General features: G+C 69.4%; 24 protein-coding genes and 1 tRNA gene. 2 read left to right on the forward strand and 23 right to left on the reverse strand.

Going from position 1 to position 16,308, the window contains the following annotated elements; genetic code table 11:
- Window positions 1-80: 80 nt before the first annotated feature.
- Window positions 81-617 carry a histidine phosphatase family protein gene (locus ABT158_RS15630; RefSeq protein ID WP_352353614.1) on the reverse strand — a complete coding sequence of 179 codons (537 nt, stop codon included), beginning with the start codon at window positions 615-617 and terminating at the stop codon, window positions 81-83.
- A 239-nt stretch (window positions 618-856) separates the two neighbouring features.
- Between ABT158_RS15630 and ABT158_RS15635 the strand changes: the two genes are divergently transcribed.
- Window positions 857-930, forward strand: a tRNA-Ile gene (locus tag ABT158_RS15635).
- A 146-nt stretch (window positions 931-1,076) separates the two neighbouring features.
- Here the strand turns inward: ABT158_RS15635 and ABT158_RS15640 are convergent.
- The 6 genes from ABT158_RS15640 to ABT158_RS15665 form a co-directional block, all read right to left on the reverse strand.
- Window positions 1,077-2,480: a tyrosine-type recombinase/integrase gene (locus ABT158_RS15640; RefSeq protein ID WP_352353616.1), complete on the reverse strand. Its 1,404-nt coding sequence runs from the start codon at window positions 2,478-2,480 to the stop codon at window positions 1,077-1,079.
- Entirely contained in the window at window positions 2,480-2,671 is a 192-nt protein-coding gene (locus tag ABT158_RS15645; protein WP_352353618.1) for a helix-turn-helix transcriptional regulator, read from the reverse strand. Before ABT158_RS15645 ends, ABT158_RS15640 begins: the two co-directional genes overlap by 1 nt.
- 131 nt (window positions 2,672-2,802) lie before the next feature.
- Window positions 2,803-3,975, reverse strand: a complete 1,173-nt coding sequence (locus ABT158_RS15650; RefSeq protein ID WP_352353620.1) for a DUF3631 domain-containing protein — start codon at window positions 3,973-3,975, stop codon at window positions 2,803-2,805.
- Between the two features lie 22 nt (window positions 3,976-3,997).
- Window positions 3,998-4,888: a bifunctional DNA primase/polymerase gene (locus tag ABT158_RS15655; RefSeq protein WP_352353623.1), complete on the reverse strand. Its 891-nt coding sequence runs from the start codon at window positions 4,886-4,888 to the stop codon at window positions 3,998-4,000.
- Window positions 4,885-5,610 (reverse strand): DNA cytosine methyltransferase, encoded by a 726-nt coding sequence (locus ABT158_RS15660; RefSeq protein WP_352353627.1) that lies wholly within the window; start codon window positions 5,608-5,610, stop codon window positions 4,885-4,887. Before ABT158_RS15660 ends, ABT158_RS15655 begins: the two co-directional genes overlap by 4 nt.
- Complete coding sequence (locus tag ABT158_RS15665) at window positions 5,600-5,947, reverse strand: hypothetical protein (RefSeq protein ID WP_352353629.1); 348 nt, start codon at window positions 5,945-5,947, stop codon at window positions 5,600-5,602. The genes ABT158_RS15660 and ABT158_RS15665 overlap by 11 nt, the downstream gene beginning before the upstream one ends.
- A 283-nt stretch (window positions 5,948-6,230) precedes the next feature.
- On the opposite strand from ABT158_RS15665, the gene ABT158_RS15670 reads away from it, so the two are divergent.
- The gene (locus ABT158_RS15670) at window positions 6,231-7,148 is read left to right on the forward strand and encodes an HNH endonuclease signature motif containing protein (RefSeq protein WP_352353631.1); all 918 of its coding nucleotides are present in this window, start codon (window positions 6,231-6,233) and stop codon (window positions 7,146-7,148) included.
- A gap of 112 nt (window positions 7,149-7,260) precedes the next feature.
- Here the strand turns inward: ABT158_RS15670 and ABT158_RS15675 are convergent, their stop codons facing one another.
- From ABT158_RS15675 to ABT158_RS15750, 16 genes are all read right to left on the reverse strand, one after another.
- Complete coding sequence (locus ABT158_RS15675) at window positions 7,261-7,695, reverse strand: single-stranded DNA-binding protein (protein ID WP_352353633.1); 435 nt, start codon at window positions 7,693-7,695, stop codon at window positions 7,261-7,263.
- 63 nt (window positions 7,696-7,758) lie between these two features.
- Complete coding sequence (locus tag ABT158_RS15680; protein WP_352353635.1) at window positions 7,759-8,001, reverse strand: hypothetical protein; 243 nt, start codon at window positions 7,999-8,001, stop codon at window positions 7,759-7,761.
- A 17-nt stretch (window positions 8,002-8,018) separates the two neighbouring features.
- Window positions 8,019-8,273 (reverse strand): hypothetical protein, encoded by a 255-nt coding sequence (locus tag ABT158_RS15685; RefSeq protein WP_352353637.1) that lies wholly within the window; start codon window positions 8,271-8,273, stop codon window positions 8,019-8,021.
- Window positions 8,270-8,944 carry a winged helix DNA-binding protein gene (locus ABT158_RS15690; protein WP_352353638.1) on the reverse strand — a complete coding sequence of 225 codons (675 nt, stop codon included), beginning with the start codon at window positions 8,942-8,944 and terminating at the stop codon, window positions 8,270-8,272. Before ABT158_RS15690 ends, ABT158_RS15685 begins: the two co-directional genes overlap by 4 nt.
- Before the next feature lie 19 nt (window positions 8,945-8,963).
- Window positions 8,964-9,275: a hypothetical protein gene (locus ABT158_RS15695; protein ID WP_352353639.1), complete on the reverse strand. Its 312-nt coding sequence runs from the start codon at window positions 9,273-9,275 to the stop codon at window positions 8,964-8,966.
- Between the two features lie 259 nt (window positions 9,276-9,534).
- Window positions 9,535-9,813 (reverse strand): hypothetical protein, encoded by a 279-nt coding sequence (locus ABT158_RS15700; protein WP_352353641.1) that lies wholly within the window; start codon window positions 9,811-9,813, stop codon window positions 9,535-9,537.
- A 14-nt stretch (window positions 9,814-9,827) separates the two neighbouring features.
- On the reverse strand, window positions 9,828-11,786 hold the full coding sequence (locus ABT158_RS15705; protein ID WP_352353643.1) for an ATP-binding protein: 1,959 nt from the start codon (window positions 11,784-11,786) through the stop codon (window positions 9,828-9,830).
- 92 nt (window positions 11,787-11,878) lie between these two features.
- Window positions 11,879-12,280: a TraA-like protein gene (locus ABT158_RS15710; RefSeq protein ID WP_352353645.1), complete on the reverse strand. Its 402-nt coding sequence runs from the start codon at window positions 12,278-12,280 to the stop codon at window positions 11,879-11,881.
- Window positions 12,277-12,714, reverse strand: a complete 438-nt coding sequence (locus tag ABT158_RS15715) for a hypothetical protein (protein WP_352353647.1) — start codon at window positions 12,712-12,714, stop codon at window positions 12,277-12,279. The genes ABT158_RS15710 and ABT158_RS15715 overlap by 4 nt, the downstream gene beginning before the upstream one ends.
- 141 nt (window positions 12,715-12,855) lie before the next feature.
- Window positions 12,856-13,134 (reverse strand): hypothetical protein, encoded by a 279-nt coding sequence (locus tag ABT158_RS15720; protein WP_352353649.1) that lies wholly within the window; start codon window positions 13,132-13,134, stop codon window positions 12,856-12,858.
- Entirely contained in the window at window positions 13,131-14,429 is a 1,299-nt protein-coding gene (locus ABT158_RS15725; protein WP_352353651.1) for a DUF2637 domain-containing protein, read from the reverse strand. The genes ABT158_RS15720 and ABT158_RS15725 overlap by 4 nt, the downstream gene beginning before the upstream one ends.
- Window positions 14,426-14,809, reverse strand: a complete 384-nt coding sequence (locus ABT158_RS15730) for an RRQRL motif-containing zinc-binding protein (protein WP_352353653.1) — start codon at window positions 14,807-14,809, stop codon at window positions 14,426-14,428. The genes ABT158_RS15725 and ABT158_RS15730 overlap by 4 nt, the downstream gene beginning before the upstream one ends.
- Window positions 14,806-15,081 carry a hypothetical protein gene (locus ABT158_RS15735; RefSeq protein WP_352353655.1) on the reverse strand — a complete coding sequence of 92 codons (276 nt, stop codon included), beginning with the start codon at window positions 15,079-15,081 and terminating at the stop codon, window positions 14,806-14,808. The genes ABT158_RS15730 and ABT158_RS15735 overlap by 4 nt, the downstream gene beginning before the upstream one ends.
- Entirely contained in the window at window positions 15,081-15,452 is a 372-nt protein-coding gene (locus ABT158_RS15740; protein ID WP_352353657.1) for a WhiB family transcriptional regulator, read from the reverse strand. Before ABT158_RS15740 ends, ABT158_RS15735 begins: the two co-directional genes overlap by 1 nt.
- 88 nt (window positions 15,453-15,540) lie before the next feature.
- Window positions 15,541-15,942, reverse strand: a complete 402-nt coding sequence (locus ABT158_RS15745; protein WP_352353659.1) for a RapZ C-terminal domain-containing protein — start codon at window positions 15,940-15,942, stop codon at window positions 15,541-15,543.
- A complete protein-coding gene (locus ABT158_RS15750; protein WP_352353661.1) occupies window positions 15,939-16,118 on the reverse strand; it encodes a hypothetical protein in 180 nt (59 codons plus the stop codon). The genes ABT158_RS15745 and ABT158_RS15750 overlap by 4 nt, the downstream gene beginning before the upstream one ends.
- Window positions 16,119-16,308: the final 190 nt, after the last annotated feature.

Below are 16,308 nucleotides of genomic sequence, written 5' to 3' on the forward strand. Positions count from 1 at the left end.
CCGACCATCCGGGCCCCACCCCACCCTGACCCCGCACCCGCGTCCAGGCAAGGTGCCGTGCCACCTCGCACTCCGAGGCGCTATGCCAGCTCGTACTCCCACCCGGGCCGCCACTCGAACGGCGCGTCCACCAGGTCCTCCAGCGGAGTGCCGTCCAGCAGGTACTGCAACGCCCACCGATTGGCCGAATGGGACACCACCAGCACCGTGGCCCCCTCCCATTCCTTCCGCAGATCGTCGAGGAACGCGGCCGTCGCCGCCACGACCTGCCGATAGCTCTGCCCGCCCGGCCACGGCGTGTTGATGTGCCGCCTGCGCAGGGCCGCGACCTCGCTCACCGGCCGTCCGTTGTAGCTGCCGTAGTCGCACTCCCTGAGCCGCGCATCGAGCCGCACCTCCTTCCCGCCCTTCCCGCCCCCGAACGCCACCTCCACCGTCTCGACCGCCCTGCGCAGATCCGAGCAGTAGACGACGTCCACCCCCCGCCTCCGCACCCCGAGCTCGGCGGCCAGCTCCCGCCCCCGCGCGGACAACTCCCCGGGCAGCCACCCGGTGGCGACACCGACCTCGTTGTCCACAGTGATGGAGTGCGTCTCGTACACCACCTTGATCGCCATATCGGCACGGTACCTCCCCTCCCAACCCCTCCCATTCCGCCCACAGCAAACACAACCCCCAACCGAGACCCGAATATGATCGACACGACCCCACCAACCTTGCCCGGCATGGAATGATGTCCGCGGGACCCCGTCCCCATCCGGCCGTGCGGCACACCCGGATCCGATGCTCTAGCCTTGACATGCGCGAGCCTCACCAAGATCCATATGCTGCACACCGCATGTCACAACTGAATCCAGGGGCGGTAGCTCAGCCGGTCAGAGCATCGGACTCATAATCCGTGGGTCGTGGGTTCAAGTCCCACCCGCCCTACTTCTCCAGAACAGCCAAAACCCCCGCCTGACCTGCGCTTTCGCGCAGCGACGGGGGGTTCCATGTGTCCGGCTGTCTACGGCTCTCGCTGAGCGTTTGCGGGTACCTGTGCCAAATACGTGCGCACGTTCGTGGCGGCCTGGCGATCACTCATCGCGGAGTGCATCAGCTATGCGGCGCTTGGCGGCCTCATCCTGGCCGACGATGCACTTGGCGTAGATCCTGAGGAGGACGTCCACGCTGTGACCTGCCCACTCCGCTACCTGCGTGGCCGGTACGCCTGCGTTGAGCCAGGTCGAGACGCAGGCGTGGCGAAGGTCGTAGGGCCGTTTGGCCAGCGGTGACTGCACCTCCTTGTCGGTCAGGGCATTCTCGCGCGCCTTGTTCCACACGCGCCGGCACGTGATGTAGGGCAACTCTCCAGCATGGACGCCGGTAAAGAGACGTTCTCCAGGGCCGGGGGCAAACGCGGCGAGATGCGCGCGGAACAGCTTGGTCAGTGGTGGCGGGCAGGGAACGACGCGTATCACCCCCTCGGCGCGATGTTTGAGGGGACGTCGCTCGCGTAGGCCGCCGTCATCGGTCCACTCGCGGCCGGCGAACGGCGCCGCGCTGGCGAAGTGCAGTTCCCCCCAGTCGTTGGCGGGTACTTCCATCTGCCCCGTCTCGGCATTCTTGACCAGCTCGGGAAGGATGATGTTGTCCTCTGTGAGATTGACGGCTTCCTCTGGGCGGAGCGCTGCGTAGTACATCGCGCCGAAGAACGCCACGAGCCGTTTTCCGCTGGGTTTCTGCGCTCCGACCTCAGCGAGTAGGCGGCGCGCCTGCGTGGGGTTGACCACGCTGCACTTGTCTACTTCGTAGGTGACTTTGACGGGTTTCCATTTGAGCGACTTGATCGGATTCACGTCAAAGAGCTTGAGCTCCATGGCGTAATCGAGCGCGTTTTGAAGGATGGTCTTGTGTCGGCGAATCGTGCTCATGGCGGCAGGTTTGCCGTTCAGGCGAGAGGTTGCCGTGTCGAGCATGGCGCGGACGGTGGCGGCCTCGGAAAGATCGGACACCGGCCGGGTGTGCTTGGCCAGCCACGCCAGCACGTTCGCCATGTCTTCGGGTGCTTCGTCTCGCTGCTTGGTGTTGAAGGCCCATCGACGCATGGCCGTGCGAAGGTCGAGATCGGATGGCTTGCCGTTGTCGCCGACGAGCATGGCGGGGGTGGCTGCGGTAAGGGCGCGGGCGATGTCTTGCCGATACTTCGCCGAGGCGGCTTTCCATTTGAAGTCGGCAAACTTGCAGGCAAACTCGTACCAGCTCATTTCGGGTCGTGCGGTGCGGTTCCACTTTACGGGCTCGCCAGTGAGCAGGCTGAACGCTTCTCCCTTGCGCGCGGCGGCCTGTAGTTCCCCTCGGTACGTGTCTGCCTGCGCCGCGTTCCGGAAGGGCTTGCGCCACACCCTTCCGGCTTTCCATCGCACGTAGTACGTATTGGCCTTTTTGCCCTTGTAGACCTCAGTCTTGTAGAGGCGAACGTCGTAAGTGATGTCCTTCATCAGGCGGCGTCCTCCAGGCTGGTCAGCCAGCGCTCGTAGTCGGTGCGACGGATACGAAGGTCCCCGTTTGGGAGTTTGAGGCAGCGCGGGGCGCGGCCTTTCTGGCGCCAGTCGTAGAACGTGGACCGGGCTATGCCCAGTTCGGTGCAGAAGTCGGCGACGGTCATGGGCTTGCTTGCGCCGGTTGCCATGAGCGTGTCCTTCCGGGTTTTCATGATCGGCAGGAGCGCTGGATGTGCGGTGGGAGGGGGTAGCCGTATCAACCCGTAACAGCCGTAACTTTGCAGGTCAGGGTTGATACGGCTTGTTGGGGTGTTACGCCTCAAGCCGTAACAGGGTCGGAAGCCGTATCGCCGTGACCTGCGGTGTTACGGCTGTTACGGTTGTAACGGCCTTCCCCCTCAAGAGGCACGACGGCGGCCTCGGGAACGGGTTCGACGGTGGGGCAGTAGCGCGCCCACGCGTCGGTGAAGTCGCCGCGGCGATACCCTCTCGCCAGCCCGGTAGGGAAGCGGATCACGGCGGGGCGGATGTCGTATTCGCGGAGCATCATGCCGAGTCGTATGGCGGTAAGCCCGCCGGGGCCGTGCTCGTTCCATTCGCCCTCGGGATCGGCCTTGAGCCGTTCCAGGAGGACGGCGGTGGGCAGCGCCGTGTCGGTACTGAATGCGGTGCGGCAGGCGGCCAGCAGTCGCAGCCCGGTGGAAGGCCGGCCGTTGTCGTCGGCCTCGGCGGTCAGCGCGACGGCGGCGGCGCGGGCGCGCTCGGGCCAGGTGCCGCCAGCGTGGTCGGCGACGATGACCAGGGGTTCCCAGGTGTCGGCGGCGCGGTCTTCGACAGGCATGGCGGGTTCGGCCTCCTCCAGTCTGGCCAGGTCGGCGCGTAGCCACTGGTTGAGTGCGCCGGCCAGGTCGCGCAGCGGGGTGCGATCGCGGCGGTGCCGGTAGGGGGCGGCAGTCTCGCCGGGGCCGCGCCGGCGCATGCGGACGACGACGGCGCGGTCTTCGATGGTGTCGGGCATTGCGCCGATGCCGGCCAGGGCGGCCATGGCGAAGGTTGGAATACTTTCCACGCGGTTGGTGGCCGCGTCGTAGCGTTTGGCCGGCCGGTTGCGCTGGTGTCCGGCGTTGAGCAGGCCGCGCAGGTCTTCGTTGCCGTCTGCTTTGGGGCCGAAGATGGTGTCGGCTTCGTCCACGAGCATGGTCGGCGGGTCGTCGGTGATGGACCGGTAGACGGCGGCGCTGGAGGAGTTGACCGTGATGAACGGCTGGTGGCAGGTGGCCTCCACGATGTCCAGCAGCCGGGACTTGCCGCACCGCTTTTCCGGGCCTCGAATGACCAGGCGGGGTGCGTGCGCCCACGCGGGTTGGGCATGGGTGGCGGCGATCCACAGCGTGACGGCGTCGGCGGCCTCGCTGCTGGGCAGGATGACGTAGCGGGTCAGGGCGGCGCGGAGCCGGTCTAGCAGGTCCGCGCCGGGCGGTTGATCGGTCATGATGGTGCCTCCCGAGGGCGGGTTAGGCGGTGGCCAGGTGGCGGGGGCGGCGGGCGCCGTGCCGCAACCCGGAATTGACGGTTCGGACGACTTCGGCGCGCGATAGTCCGAGGTCGCCCCCTCCCTGTTCAAGCAGCTCTTTGACGGGTTGCTCGGGGAGCGCGCCGCCGGCGATGAGTTCGCCGAGGGCGGCGGCGGCGCCGAACAGGGCACGGTTGCGCTGTCCGGGTTGGGCGGCGGCCAAGTGCGCGAGCTCGCGGTTTAGGGCCGCGCGGAGATAGGCGGAATGGCGGTTGTCGGCGATGGGGACGTGCACGGGCCTCTTGGCCGGTAGCGGGGCGGGTGTGAGCAGCTTGAACAGGGAGGGGGGCAGCGGGGCGGGCGCGGTGGCGTGCTGCACGGTGTATCGGCCGGCGCCGTCTGGCAAGTTGACGGTGCTGCCGGGGGCGACGACGTAGCCGCCCCAGGCGCGGGTGTCGATTAGCCACCCGAGGCTGCCGTTGGTGCTGGGCAGCCGGGCGCCGGGCGGGGCGGTGTAGTACAGGTGCAGGCCGCCGCGCCGGGTGCGCACCTGCAGCGTTTCCCACTCGACCGGGGCGTTGGCGCGCTGGCAGAGCAGGGAGAACGCGTCCGAGCCGTCGCAAACGCCGGGCAGATCCCACTCGGGGGGCGGGCGCTGGCCGGGCTTGGGCAGGTCCAGATCGACCACGATCAGCCCGGCGGGGCCGGTGGCGATGCCGACGTTGTAGGGGGCGCGCTGCCACCAGGCGCGGATGCGGTCAGGGTCGTGGGTGGCGCGGGCTTCCCAGTCGGTGAAGCCGCGCGGGGGCGCCTTGTCGCCCGGGGCGATGGGGATGACGGGCCAGCCGCGGGCGGCGGCGGCCAGCGCGTAACTTAGCGGGGGCGTGCTCATGCCACCGCCGTGGGGGTGCCGAGGTGGGCGTGGATGGCCTGGCCGATGTGGTGGGTGTAGGCGGGCGGGATGGCCTCACAGACTTCGCGGATGGTGCGTGTCCAGGGCACGCGCATGACCTCGGATGCCTTGGCCCGCCAGGCCTCGGAGTGCCGGCCGCCCGTGATGGTCATGAACTGGCCTTCCGACGGCAGATAGCCGTTGCGGACACAGCGGGCGTGGTGCTGGGGGTGTGGGGGCGCGGTGAAGGCGAAGCCGCCGCCGACCTCGAAGGCGCGATGCCGGTAGAGCCGCAGCCCGAACATCGCCCCACACAAGACCACGGGATCGATCAACGGGGCCTGGATGACGTTCTCAATGACGTAGGGCCGGCCGGCCTTGCGCAGCGCCTGTCGAGTCGCCGGGATCAGGTCCGGGTAATCCTTGTGGTTGTAGGCGTTGAGCGGGGAATGCCCCTGACAGGGCGGCGAGGCGTGGATGAAGTCGAACCCGGCGAGAAACGTCCGATCCTCCAGCACGTCCAGAGCGTTGGCCTGGATGAAGGCGAAGGGATAGCGCGGCTGTGGCGCGATGTCCACCCCGGTGACCTCGAAACCAGCCAGGTGGTAGCCCATGCCCGCGCCGCCGGCGCAGCAGTACAGGTCCAGCAGGCGTAGCCCGTTCGGCTCGCGCGCCGCAGGGTGTACGGGGTGCGGGTGGTGGGTCAGATGCTCAACGCCCATTGGACGCCCTCCCTTCGGGCTGCCACTGGCCGGTGCCGTCGCAGTGGCGGCACCACCACACGAGGTGCACCAGGGCGGTTTCGCGGGTGAGGGCGTCTACGGGAGTGTCTGGGCGGGCGATGAGGGACAGGCCCGCCCATCCCAGGCGGAGGGCGACCAGGTCGGCGGGGACCGGGGCGGCGGCGCGGGTGACGGCCAGGGTGCCGTATCCGGGCAGGCGCACGGCGTGACCGGGCCGCAGGTCGATCACGTGGGTGGGGACGGCCTGCGGAGGTGGCGCCGCGGGTGGCTCCGGGACGTGGCGGCGGGAGTGGGCGCGGGTGCGTGTGGCTGGCATGCTGGAGGTGCCTTCCTTTGCTGGTTTGAGGGGGCGGGGCGGCCTCGGCGTGTGCTTGGCGGCTGTCGCCGAGGCCGCGTAGCGTCCGGTAGAGGGTGCTCGGATCGGTGGGTCGGCAGGGGCGGCCACCAGGGGGCCTGCCGAGGGTGCGTCGCGCTGCAGAAAATCGTGCGGCGTTTGTCAGTACCGCCCGCTACGTTGATCGGTGAGCCGTCCCCCTGAGGCGCGCGAGGGCGCGCGGTCGGCGGGTGCGGGGCGGGCGTCGGGCAACGGAGGGGTTCACGTGACGGCGTGGTTGGTGTACTTGGCCGCTAAGGCCAAGCGTGTGGGTGAGGGGTATGACGACAATCCCTCCACCCACTACAGCTGGGACAGCAGGGTGCCCAACGCCTCCCATGTGAAGGTCGGGGACACGATCGTGCTGTGGGACGGGGAAACGCTGTTGGGCCTGTCCGTGATTGAGGACATCGCGACTGGCAGCGACACCAAAGACCTCAGCTGGTGCCCCAAGTGTGGCAAGGCGGACATCAACGCGCGCGTGACGATGACGCCGAAGTACCGGTGCTGGAACAAAAAGTGCAAGGCGGAGTTCGATATCCCGGGCGGTAAGACGGTCGCGGTGACCACCTACCGCGCCCGCTATGAGGCCGGCTGGATCGACCTACGGGGTCACGTCACCGATAAGGAACTGCGGGCTCTGTGCGAGGAGCCCAAGTCGCAGAACGCTCTGCGGCGCCTGCGCTGGGACGATTTCCGCGCCCGTGTGGAGACGGGGAAGAACGCCACCTCCCTGAACGTCGCGGACAACAGGCGCAAGGTCATCGCCGGAGGGCATAAGACCAGGACGGTCCGGGTCCGCAACGGTCAAGCCAGCTTCCGCGCCGACTTGTTGGATCAGTTCGGCGAGGTATGCGCCTTCCTCGGCCCCATGCCCGCGGCGGCCCTGGAAGCGGCACACCTGTACAGCTACGCCGCCAGCGGCAAGCATCACACCCACGGCGGGCTGCTGCTGCGACGTGACGTGCACCGCCTCTTCGACCTCGGCCAGATCGCCATCGACCCGAGCACGCTGACGTTGGATATCGCGCCCAGCACCCGCGCTTACCCCGACTACGACAAGTTGCACGGCCAGCCGCTGGCCATAGTCCTCAACAAGGCCCACCAGAAGTGGATCACGGAGCACTGGGCGATGCACCGCTGACAGGTCATGGTGGTTCCTTTGTCGTGAGGCGACGGGTTACGAGGGCGCTGACTGGACGGGCCTCACACGTCGGGAAGCGGCGCGCGAGGCCCGCGCTGGGAAGGGAGGAGAGCTAGAACGGCGGTTCGTCGCTGGCCCACGGGTCGGCGGGCGTGCTGCCCACATGGCCGTTCCCACCGGTGCGGGTTGCCTTCTGCGGTTTGGCGGTGGCGAAGCGCAGGGACGGGCCGATCTCGTCTACGGTCATCTCGGTGACGGTGCGCTTGTCACCGTCGCTGGTTTCGTAGGTGCGCATACGCAGCCGGCCGGAGGCGATGACGCGGGTACCGCGGGTGAGGGATTCGGTGACGTGCTCGCCGAGGTCGCGCCACGCTGAGCAGCGCATAAACAGCGGCTCGCCGTCCTGCCACTGTTCGACCTGCTTGTTGTAGACGCGAGGGCTGGAGGCGATGGTGAAGCCGGCCACGGCGGTGCCGGACTGGGTGTAGTTGAGCTCGGGGTCGCCGGTCAGGTTGCCGATGATGGTGATCGTGGTTTCGCCGGACATGGCGGAGCCTTCCTTCCAGGAATGACAGGGGTGGCGGTGCCGCTCGGGAGGCAGCGCGACGGGTTAGCGCGTCGGGGGCAGGCAGCGGGGGTAGCGCATGTCGGGCCGGCGGGTGCAGGCCCGGAGCTGCGCTGGGGTGGCCGTGCGTTCGTAGGCGGCGAACTGGTTGAGGATGCCGATCATCAGGACGTTGCCGGGCTGCTTGGTGCCCATGACGATCCTGGCGGGGTCGGCGGTGGAAGCGGATGGCGGCCCGCCGCAGAGGGCGGCGATCAGGACCGTTCCGGCGAGTGTGCACAGGCTCATGGCAGGGTTACCTCGTTTCAGCGGACGTTGAGCAGGCGGACGCCGAAGCGGAGCTTGCGGCCGGTGCCGGTGCAGTCGGGGCAGTAGCCGAAGGTGTGCGCGAACAGGCGGCTACGGCGTTCGCCGGTGCCCTTGCAGTGGCGGCAGTCGGTGTAGGGGTGGCGCTTGAGGCTGACCCGGTAGGCCACCAGCAGGGTGAACGCCAGTACGGCCAGGATGGTCAGCCAGAGCGCGATGGTGGCCAGCACGTCGAAGATGGACGGACTGGTCATGACTGGCTCCCGGGGCTGTAGTGCTCGGCGTAGCGGCGGCCGAGGCTGGTCAGGGTGAGCAGAGCGGTGGGGGCCTCGCCGGCGTTGTGGCGGGCGCACGGGTCGCAGTACAGGTCGCCGTAGGTGTTGCGCCAAATGCGGGCACCGTGCGACGGGGATGTGTTACAGCGCCAGCAGGGGTCACAGCCGGCCGGGCCGGCGGCGCTCGGCGGACCGTAGAGGAAGGTGAAGCCGCCGGTCTGCCAGCTCAGGTATTCACCCGGCGTGATGGCGATGTGACCGTGTCGTTCGAGTTGGGTCACGGTGTCGTCGCTGGTGCCGGTGTCGCGCTGGAGGGCGGCCATGGGTAGGGGGCCGCGTGCACGCAGGTGGCACAGGGCGAGGTGGGCGGCCTGCAGGGCGGTGGCGGCGGTCTTGCCGGCCGGGGTGAGGTGGATGCGCAGCCGAGGGTTGTCGGCGGTTTGCATGAGGACGGGGTAGGGCTGCTGTTCGGTGTGGAGCCGGCCGGTGATGTAGTGCGATTCGGCCAGCGCCACCACGTCGGCGCGGTTGGCGCCGGTGCGCTCGCGCAGGTCCCGGATGCGGAAGCCGACGCGGGTGGCGGTGGTGCTGTGGGCGGCCAGGTAGCGCAGGATGCGCCATTCGGCCGCGGTGAGCTTCAGCGGGTTCACGGTCGTGTTCTCTTTCCGCTCAGGCCGTTACGGCGGGACGGAGAGGCGGATCGCTTTCGGCGGCGCTGCAGCGGTCACAGAAGCGGAACCGCGATCTGGGGTCGGCGCTGCGGGGCCACCAGGCGCCCCACTGGTGGCCGTCGCGCTCGCAGGCGAGGTGAGCCGCGCATCTGGGGCACAGTTCAGGGGTGTTGGGGTCGCTCCAGTGCCAGTCCTTGAGCCAGTCGCGGAGTTGGTCGAGGGTGTCGGCGTGCAGGGTCGGGAATTCGTCGTCCACCTCGCCGCATCGGGTGCAGGTGACGACCAGGCAGGTTCGGGTGGTGATGCTCATGGCCGTGAGCTCCTTCCGGGGTGTGCGGGCAGGCTCGCGCGCACGGCTGCGCGTGGGATGCGTCCGCGAAAGTTTTTGATCTTGCTTTGAGGGGGCCACGAGGGGGCCACGCCGGGGGCCACAGTGAGGGCCACGCGGGGGGCCACGGTGGGGGCCACGCATCGTGGATCCCGCGTTGACCTGTAACTCCTTCCCCCAGCCCCCGCCCGTGGCCCCAGAAGAGGGGCCACGCGATCACGAGGGCGGGGGCAAAGGACGCTCAGCCGGGCGGCAGCTCTCGCCGGACGGGGGCGTGCCGAGGGCGTGGCGCGGCCTGGTTGTCGATCCGCTCACTCTGGACACGCGTGGGGCGGTCAGTGGGAGCGCGGCGGTTGGTGGCGTTGAGGTCGAAGACGACGCGTCCGCCGCCGTTGCGGTGACGCAGGCGGGTGGGATCTCCCGCGGTGAGACTGGGAGAGGAGCCGATCAGCGCCAGCAGGAGCGACACCACCTGTTCGACGTGATCGGGGTCATCGCCCATGACGCGTACCTGAGGCATTCACCCTCCTGGGGTTAGGGAAGTTCGGGGCGGTGCTCCATCAGGTAGCGCTGCCGGTCGTCGTCGTAGGCGCCGATGACGCCGGCCTCGCACAGACGCTTCATCTGCTTCTGGAACCAGGCGCGGGAGATGTCGGTGGTCTCCCACAGCACCTTGAAGTCCCCGGTGCCGACGTCGCGGGCGCCGTCGTCCCACAGCTCATGCAAGCGGGCCATGAGCGCCGCGCCCCGCTCTTCCGGGGTCATCTTGGGCTCAGGCGGGGCGAACGTCAGCGGCGGTTCCCCCTCGGGGAAGTCGGCGATCTCGTCATCGAGGTCGGCGGCCACCTCGGGGTCAGGGTCGTCGGTGGCCAGATATTCGGTGGCGACGTTGCGCACCTCCTCATCGTCGTCGTCTTCGTCGTCGGGCTCGATGGTGTCGAGGGCGGGCAGCGGCGCGGGGTCGGCCAGCGCCGTGGCCGACAGCCGGGACAGGGCGGCAGTCATGGGATCGATCTGCTTGTGGATGGCGGGGAAGGCCGCGGCGTGCGCCCGCATCTGGGCGTTGGCCTGTTCGTCGTCGAACTCGCCGGCCGCGGTGATGCCCCAGGCGTAGGTGCGCATGGGCATGGTGATCCGGTCTTCGGGGATGGACGGGGCGTCCAGGTAGGCCATGCCGGGCTGCTTGTTGCTCCACAGCTCGGGCCGGCACCCGGCGTCTTCCTGGGCCTCGGACAGGCCGAAGCTGGCATCGGCGGCGGAATCGACGCCGAAGCACATCTTGGCGAGCTGGCCGCGGGCGATGGTGGGCATCTGGGTCCAGTCGCTGCGCTGCAGGGACAGGACGACGGTGCCGCCGGCGCTGCGGATGGCCTTGATCAGGGACAGGAACTGTTCCTGCTGCTTGTCGGTCAGGGCGTCGAAGATGTCGGGGAACTCCTCCAGCCACAGCACCCAGTAGGTGAGCCCGCATCCTTCGACCCACTTCTGCAGGCCTTTGCTGGCCAGCAGGTCGGTACGCGGCTTGATGTCGGCGAACATCTCGCCGAGGAGCGCGCGGGCGCCGTCCTTGGTAGTCTCCAGCCGGTGCAGGGCGGCCTTGAGCGGTCCCAAGGTCTGCTCACCCTTGGTGATGTCGATGGCGAATACCGCCACATCGCGGCGGGTGACGACCTCGGCGAGGACGTTCCAGGCGCCGCCGATGGACTTGCCGGCGCCGGTCTTGCCCATGATCTGCACGTGGTGGCCGACGATGATGTACTCGACTTCGTCCAGGTCTTGCCACAGGCCGGGGCGGATCGGTGCGGCGATGCTGGCGCCGACGCGGGAGGGGCCGGGCCAGGCGATCGGGTGCTTCATCACCCGCGGATCGGAGATAGTGACCGATGCCTTGGAGGCGTCGTCGGGGTCTACGGCGGTGGTGATCGAACCGGGCGGCAGGCCGATCCCGGATTCGACGTAGGGGACCTTCTTTTGCAGGTCATCGGCGATCTGCCGGCCCTCGGCCAACTGGACTTCGCCGGTCACCTTGTGCGCGGTGGCCTGGATCGTGCGGGCCTGCACCGCAGGCATGCCAGCCTTCTCCGTGCCGCGGCCGAACAGGAAGGCCAGCGGGTCAGCGACCGCGGCGTTGACGTCGATCTGCTTGGCGCGGATCACGGTGCGGATGTTGAACGACAGCGCGAACGCCACCCCGCCGATCAGGATCAACCGGCCGGTCACAGTGGTGGCCGGGCCGTTGATGGTGGCCGCGCACACCCACAGCCCGCCCGCCAGGGTGGTCAGCGTGGTGTGCGCCCGCCCGGTCAGGCTGCGCGCGTGCGACTGACGCCAGGTCAGCGCGGTCAGCACGAGCACGCACGTGATGATGAGTGCGGTGGTCCAGGCGACGGTTTGCGGGTCGTCGCTGCGCAGCGTGAAATGGAACGCGACGCCGAGGCCGAACAGCAGCAAGCCGATCAGCCAGGGCGGGAAGTACAGCAGGGCCTTGGACACCTCGCGCGTAGCCACCTGTTCCCAGGAGGAGGAGTCCGGGACCGCAGGCAGCACTGCGGGCGGCGGCGTCGCGGGCGACGGGGAGCGGGGCATCAGGCGTCGTCCTTCCAATTGAACTGGGTGTGCCGCTTTTCGGGCTTGGCCGGCGGCAGCACCTCCACGAACTCCTTGCGGAACTGGGCGTGGAACTTCACCAGCTCCACGCCGGCGCCGCGCTGCAGTTCGGCGGCGCGCTTGAGGCGCTTGACCACTCGGCGGGCGCGGCGGCGCACGTCCGGCGCGCCGAACACGCTCAGCACCGGGTGGCCCTTGAAGCTGCGGATCAGCACCGCGTACAGCTCATCGGAGCCGAGGGCGAATTCCTCTCCCAGGTCGCGGGCCAGGTTGCGGCCGACCTGTGCGTATCGGGTGATCGCCGAAGGACCCTCCCAAGGGATCGACGACAGTTCGGGAATCCGGCTACGGCCGGGCTTGGCCGGGATGTCAGCGGTCATCGGGCATCTCCTTGGGAGAAAGGGGCTTCATCGTCCAGGCCAGCGCCAGCTCCGGGCCGGGCAGCGGTTCGCGACTCGCGTACGGCCTGGCGCAGCAGGCCGGCCAGGTAGACCAGGCGGCGCGTGCCGAGTATGGCGGCGATCAGCGCATCCAGGGCGCCGAGGATCAGTAGCGCGACCGTGGCCACTCGGTGCAGAGCCGGGCGCAGCCACGGCCAGGCGACCCAGGCCAGCAGCATCGGGACGACTAGCCAGCGCCAGGTGGTGAACGCGCCTCCAAGCAGCAGGCCGGCCAGCATCAGGGCGGCCACAGCCACTATGGCGCGCCGCAGCAGCCGCGCGTACCAGGCTGCGGGGATGGCCGGGGGTGTGCGGGGCGGGGAGGCATCGGTGATCTCGTACACCGTGCGCGGAGCGTCGGTGGCAACGCGCATGTCAGCGGCCCTTTTTGTGTAGCTTGCAAACGCAGTAGGTCACTCCGCGGACCACGACGGTGGTGACGGCGTCCCGCGAGCAACCCATCCGGGCGCACAAGGCACGTCTTCTGTTGCCGCTTGCGTACTTGAAACCGGGCATCACTCAACCTCTTTCCGAGCGTGGGAACGGGAGGTATGACGGCGAGGGGTGCGGACAGGCACGGCATGCATGCCGGCCAGTCGAGCGGCGACCAGTGCCAGCCAGGCCCGCAGCGGCGGACCGGCGAACAGGCCGGTCACGGTGCCCGACAGCCACAGCGCCACCTCGCGGGGCCACGGCGTCAGGTACGCCACAGCCATGGCAGTGGCGATCGACAGTGCGGCCAGGGTGAACAGCGCGCCGATCAGGACTTCGGTGATGGTGCGGCGGCGGCTCATACCGTCACCCCCTTGGCGAGCTCGTCTTTGAGCGCCGCGGCGGTCTTGGGTGCGCACCGCAGCGTCGTGCGGATCTCCTCCGCGGTCGCGTGGGGACTGATGTCGCCCTGGCCGATCAGCAGGCGCAGAATCTGCCGATGCTCATCGATCGATCGACGGGGCGCCGGGCTGGTGTCGCGTCGGGGCGGTTCGATCGATCGGCGTGAAGGTCGATCGATCGACTTCGGTCGATCCTTGGCCGATTGACGCGCGGGAGGATCGACGCGCACGGCTTCGATCGACGCGGCAGGCGTCACCCGCGCGGGCGCGGGCACTGTCCGATCGGCGGGGACGACGATCGGGATCGGTCGTCCGATCATCAGACCGCCGACCATGGACAGGCGGCCATCCTTGATCGCTTTGCGGTCCATGCGGGCCTGACGGCGGATGATCCGGCGGGCGAGCCGGCGTTCTCTCCGGGGCGCCTCGGGGCCTATGCCGTAGCGGTCGATCCATGCCGCGTGCCAGGCGTCATCGGCGCCGTAGGCCGGGCTGCGGGCGGCCAGGATGCCAGCGGCCTGCCAGGACAGGCGCGGGTAGCGCAGGCGTCGCCACAGCGTGGTGCGCAGCTCTGCCAGGGACCGGCCGGCGTTGCGCTGGCGGCGCGCCATCACGGTCAGCTCCCACAGCCCGACTCCCAGCAGGGAGGCCAGGCCGCGCACGATGCCGACCTGCAGCCCGTCAGCGCCGAACGCCTCGCCGGTGATGCCGTGCCAGACGTTCATCGCCGCGGCGGTCAACGCCAGCAGCCACGTCCAGACGCGCAACTGCGCCGTGGGTTTGTCGGCCTGCAGCGCTTTGTGGGTCAGCCAGGCCAGATACCAGGCGCTGCCCTCCAGCGCGATCGGCACCGTTACCGCCAGGGCGCCGAGGTGCATGACGGCCTGGCCGAACTCCAGTTGGCCGTTCCAGGCGATGACGATCGGGGCGCCCATCGCGACCGCGCCGACCAGCAGCGGCGCGCGTTCGCTCACCGCGTCGGCCACGGTGGTGATGGCCTGCTGGCGTCTTTGGCGGCGTTCCTTGCGGCGCTTGTCGCGCTCGCTCCGGCGCTCCCGGCGCACCTTGGCCTGAGCCTCTTGGCGCCGGGCGCGGGCCTGGTCGGCCTGCTCAGTCTGCTGTGCTTGCAGCGCCAGCCGCTGCGCCTCGACACGGAGCATCGTTTCGGCGCGGGTGGCCTCGGCTTCGGCCAGCCGGGTTTCCGCGTCGGCGCCCGCCACGGTGCGGGCGGCCTTGGTGTCCCAGTAGGTGGTCATGCGGCGCTCCTTTCGGCGCAGTCGTTGCAGACGCCGAGGTGACGGGCCAGCACGTAGCCCACGTCACGGGTGCAGTCGGGGCAGGTCCGGCGGGCGGCGTTGGCCTTGACCAGCGCGGCGCGCTGCCGGGCGGTCGCCGTGCGCTTGGGCAGGGCGAAGCGCACGTCGTAGAGGTAGGCGGCGCGCACACCGCCGGGGGCGTGGTAGCGGCGCGAGGCCCACAGCACTTGCCCCTGTACGCCCTGCCCGCCGGGCCGTAGTCCGGCGGCGCTGAGCTGGCGGCGGGTCAGCAGGTGCGGCGGGGCCATTCGCCACGGCCAGGTAGGCAGGCTGTAGCGCTGGCCGGTGGGGTCCCAGAATCGGGCCTGGATTCGGCTCACGGCTGCTCACCCGTTCGGCGCAGCCTGGTGGCGGCCTCGGCGGCGAGTGTGGCCAGCCGCTCCATCGCCTCGGCGTTGGCCTCGCGGTCGCCTTCGGCTGTGCTCAGGTTGAACCAGACGTGGTTGGTGGAGAGGATGAGGATCAGCGCGTCGGCGCCGTCGATTTCGTACAGGTTCATCTCGTGGGCGCGCGGCTGGTGGATGGCCGCACTGGCGTTGACGTGACTTGCGTGTGGGACCGCCGCGGCGGCGGTCGGGGCGGGGTGGGCCATCACGCCACCTCCGATGGCGACGCCGAGGCGCCGCGTCCGTCGCTGGTGATGGCGGCGATCTCGTCGGCGGTCAGGCCCGCCCACACTCCCGTCTCGGGCCGGGCGTCCAGGGCGTAGAACAGGCAGGAGGCCCACACCGGGCACTCCGCGCACACCTCCCGGGCCACCTGCTCACGCGCCGACCGCTCCTCGGCGGACTCCTCCACGAACAGGTCCGGGCCGGTGTGCAGCTCGGGGTCGAACGCGCAGGCCGCCTCTTCGGCCAGATGCCGCGGCATGCCCTCGGTCAGTGCGGCCAGCAGCGTGACCGCGAAGCGGTTCCGCGCTGGCGTGGGCGCCGGTCGCGGGGGCGCGTTGAGATCGTAGGTCATGATGGGTAGTGCTCCTTTGCAAGGGAGTCCAGGGGGCGGCTCAGGTCTTGGCGGATCAGGGGCCGCCCCCTGCGGATGGTGAACGGAGTCAGCGCTCGACAACGGGCTTGTCCAGGTCACGGTGGTGCAGCGTGACCGACAGGCCCTCTCGGCGCAGCCGGGTGGCCAGATGCTGAGCAAAGACCGGCGCACGGTGCCGGCCCCCGGCGCAGCCATCGGCCACGACGACCGGGCCGGCGCTCGGACCGGACAGGAACGCGACCACCGCGTGCGCGGTGGCCTCCAGCAACTCGGCGATGCCGGGCGTGGCCAGCACCGTGGTACGGACCGGCTCATCGTGCGCGGTCATGTAGCGCAGCTCGGGTGAGACATGCGGGTCCTTGAAGTGGTGCCGCAGGTCGATCGTCAGATGCGCGGCCGGCGGCTCACCGTGCAGATAGCCGAATGACACGATCTCCACCGAGATCGCAGAGCCGGGCTGGCCGGTCACCGGCGCCGCCCCGTCCGGCCGATCACCGGCATCATCTCGGACAGCTCACGGTCGTACGCCTCACGGGCGCGCGGGTCCTCCGTGCCCCAGTCCGGCTGCTGGTAACGGTGTGCGGCGTCGCGGGTCAGGCGACCCTGTGCCTTGTCGTAAGCCTTGTCACGCGGAGTCTGTGACATGCTGGATGTCTCCTTGGTTGGAGCCGGCGGCGCGTTCTTCTCTTGGCGGGGATGGGCGCGCCTCACCGGCAAGTCGGGTGTGGATGGAGCGGGTCTCCTAATCAGTTCTGGGAGTAAGCCATCCGGCAGACTCCTTGGTGGTAGCCGCCGGCAGGTGAGCACTCCGGTTTCCTGGACGGTGAGTCCTGAC

It is taken from the genome of Nonomuraea sp. NPDC001636 (assembly GCF_040298265.1).
GTDB lineage: Bacteria > Actinomycetota > Actinomycetes > Streptosporangiales > Streptosporangiaceae > Nonomuraea.

Coding starts and splice junctions, on each gene's coding strand:
- ABT158_RS15630 (WP_352353614.1), bottom strand. CDS start 617: ATGGCGATCAAGGTGGTGTACGAGACGCACTCCATCACTGTGGACAAC.
- ABT158_RS15640 (WP_352353616.1), bottom strand. CDS start 2,480: ATGAAGGACATCACTTACGACGTTCGCCTCTACAAGACTGAGGTCTAC.
- ABT158_RS15645 (WP_352353618.1), bottom strand. CDS start 2,671: ATGGCAACCGGCGCAAGCAAGCCCATGACCGTCGCCGACTTCTGCACC.
- ABT158_RS15650 (WP_352353620.1), bottom strand. CDS start 3,975: ATGACCGATCAACCGCCCGGCGCGGACCTGCTAGACCGGCTCCGCGCC.
- ABT158_RS15655 (WP_352353623.1), bottom strand. CDS start 4,888: ATGAGCACGCCCCCGCTAAGTTACGCGCTGGCCGCCGCCGCCCGCGGC.
- ABT158_RS15660 (WP_352353627.1), bottom strand. CDS start 5,610: ATGGGCGTTGAGCATCTGACCCACCACCCGCACCCCGTACACCCTGCG.
- ABT158_RS15665 (WP_352353629.1), bottom strand. CDS start 5,947: ATGCCAGCCACACGCACCCGCGCCCACTCCCGCCGCCACGTCCCGGAG.
- ABT158_RS15675 (WP_352353633.1), bottom strand. CDS start 7,695: ATGTCCGGCGAAACCACGATCACCATCATCGGCAACCTGACCGGCGAC.
- ABT158_RS15680 (WP_352353635.1), bottom strand. CDS start 8,001: ATGAGCCTGTGCACACTCGCCGGAACGGTCCTGATCGCCGCCCTCTGC.
- ABT158_RS15685 (WP_352353637.1), bottom strand. CDS start 8,273: ATGACCAGTCCGTCCATCTTCGACGTGCTGGCCACCATCGCGCTCTGG.
- ABT158_RS15695 (WP_352353639.1), bottom strand. CDS start 9,275: ATGAGCATCACCACCCGAACCTGCCTGGTCGTCACCTGCACCCGATGC.
- ABT158_RS15700 (WP_352353641.1), bottom strand. CDS start 9,813: ATGCCTCAGGTACGCGTCATGGGCGATGACCCCGATCACGTCGAACAG.
- ABT158_RS15710 (WP_352353645.1), bottom strand. CDS start 12,280: ATGACCGCTGACATCCCGGCCAAGCCCGGCCGTAGCCGGATTCCCGAA.
- ABT158_RS15715 (WP_352353647.1), bottom strand. CDS start 12,714: ATGCGCGTTGCCACCGACGCTCCGCGCACGGTGTACGAGATCACCGAT.
- ABT158_RS15720 (WP_352353649.1), bottom strand. CDS start 13,134: ATGAGCCGCCGCCGCACCATCACCGAAGTCCTGATCGGCGCGCTGTTC.
- ABT158_RS15725 (WP_352353651.1), bottom strand. CDS start 14,429: ATGACCACCTACTGGGACACCAAGGCCGCCCGCACCGTGGCGGGCGCC.
- ABT158_RS15735 (WP_352353655.1), bottom strand. CDS start 15,081: ATGGCCCACCCCGCCCCGACCGCCGCCGCGGCGGTCCCACACGCAAGT.
- ABT158_RS15740 (WP_352353657.1), bottom strand. CDS start 15,452: ATGACCTACGATCTCAACGCGCCCCCGCGACCGGCGCCCACGCCAGCG.
- ABT158_RS15750 (WP_352353661.1), bottom strand. CDS start 16,118: ATGTCACAGACTCCGCGTGACAAGGCTTACGACAAGGCACAGGGTCGC.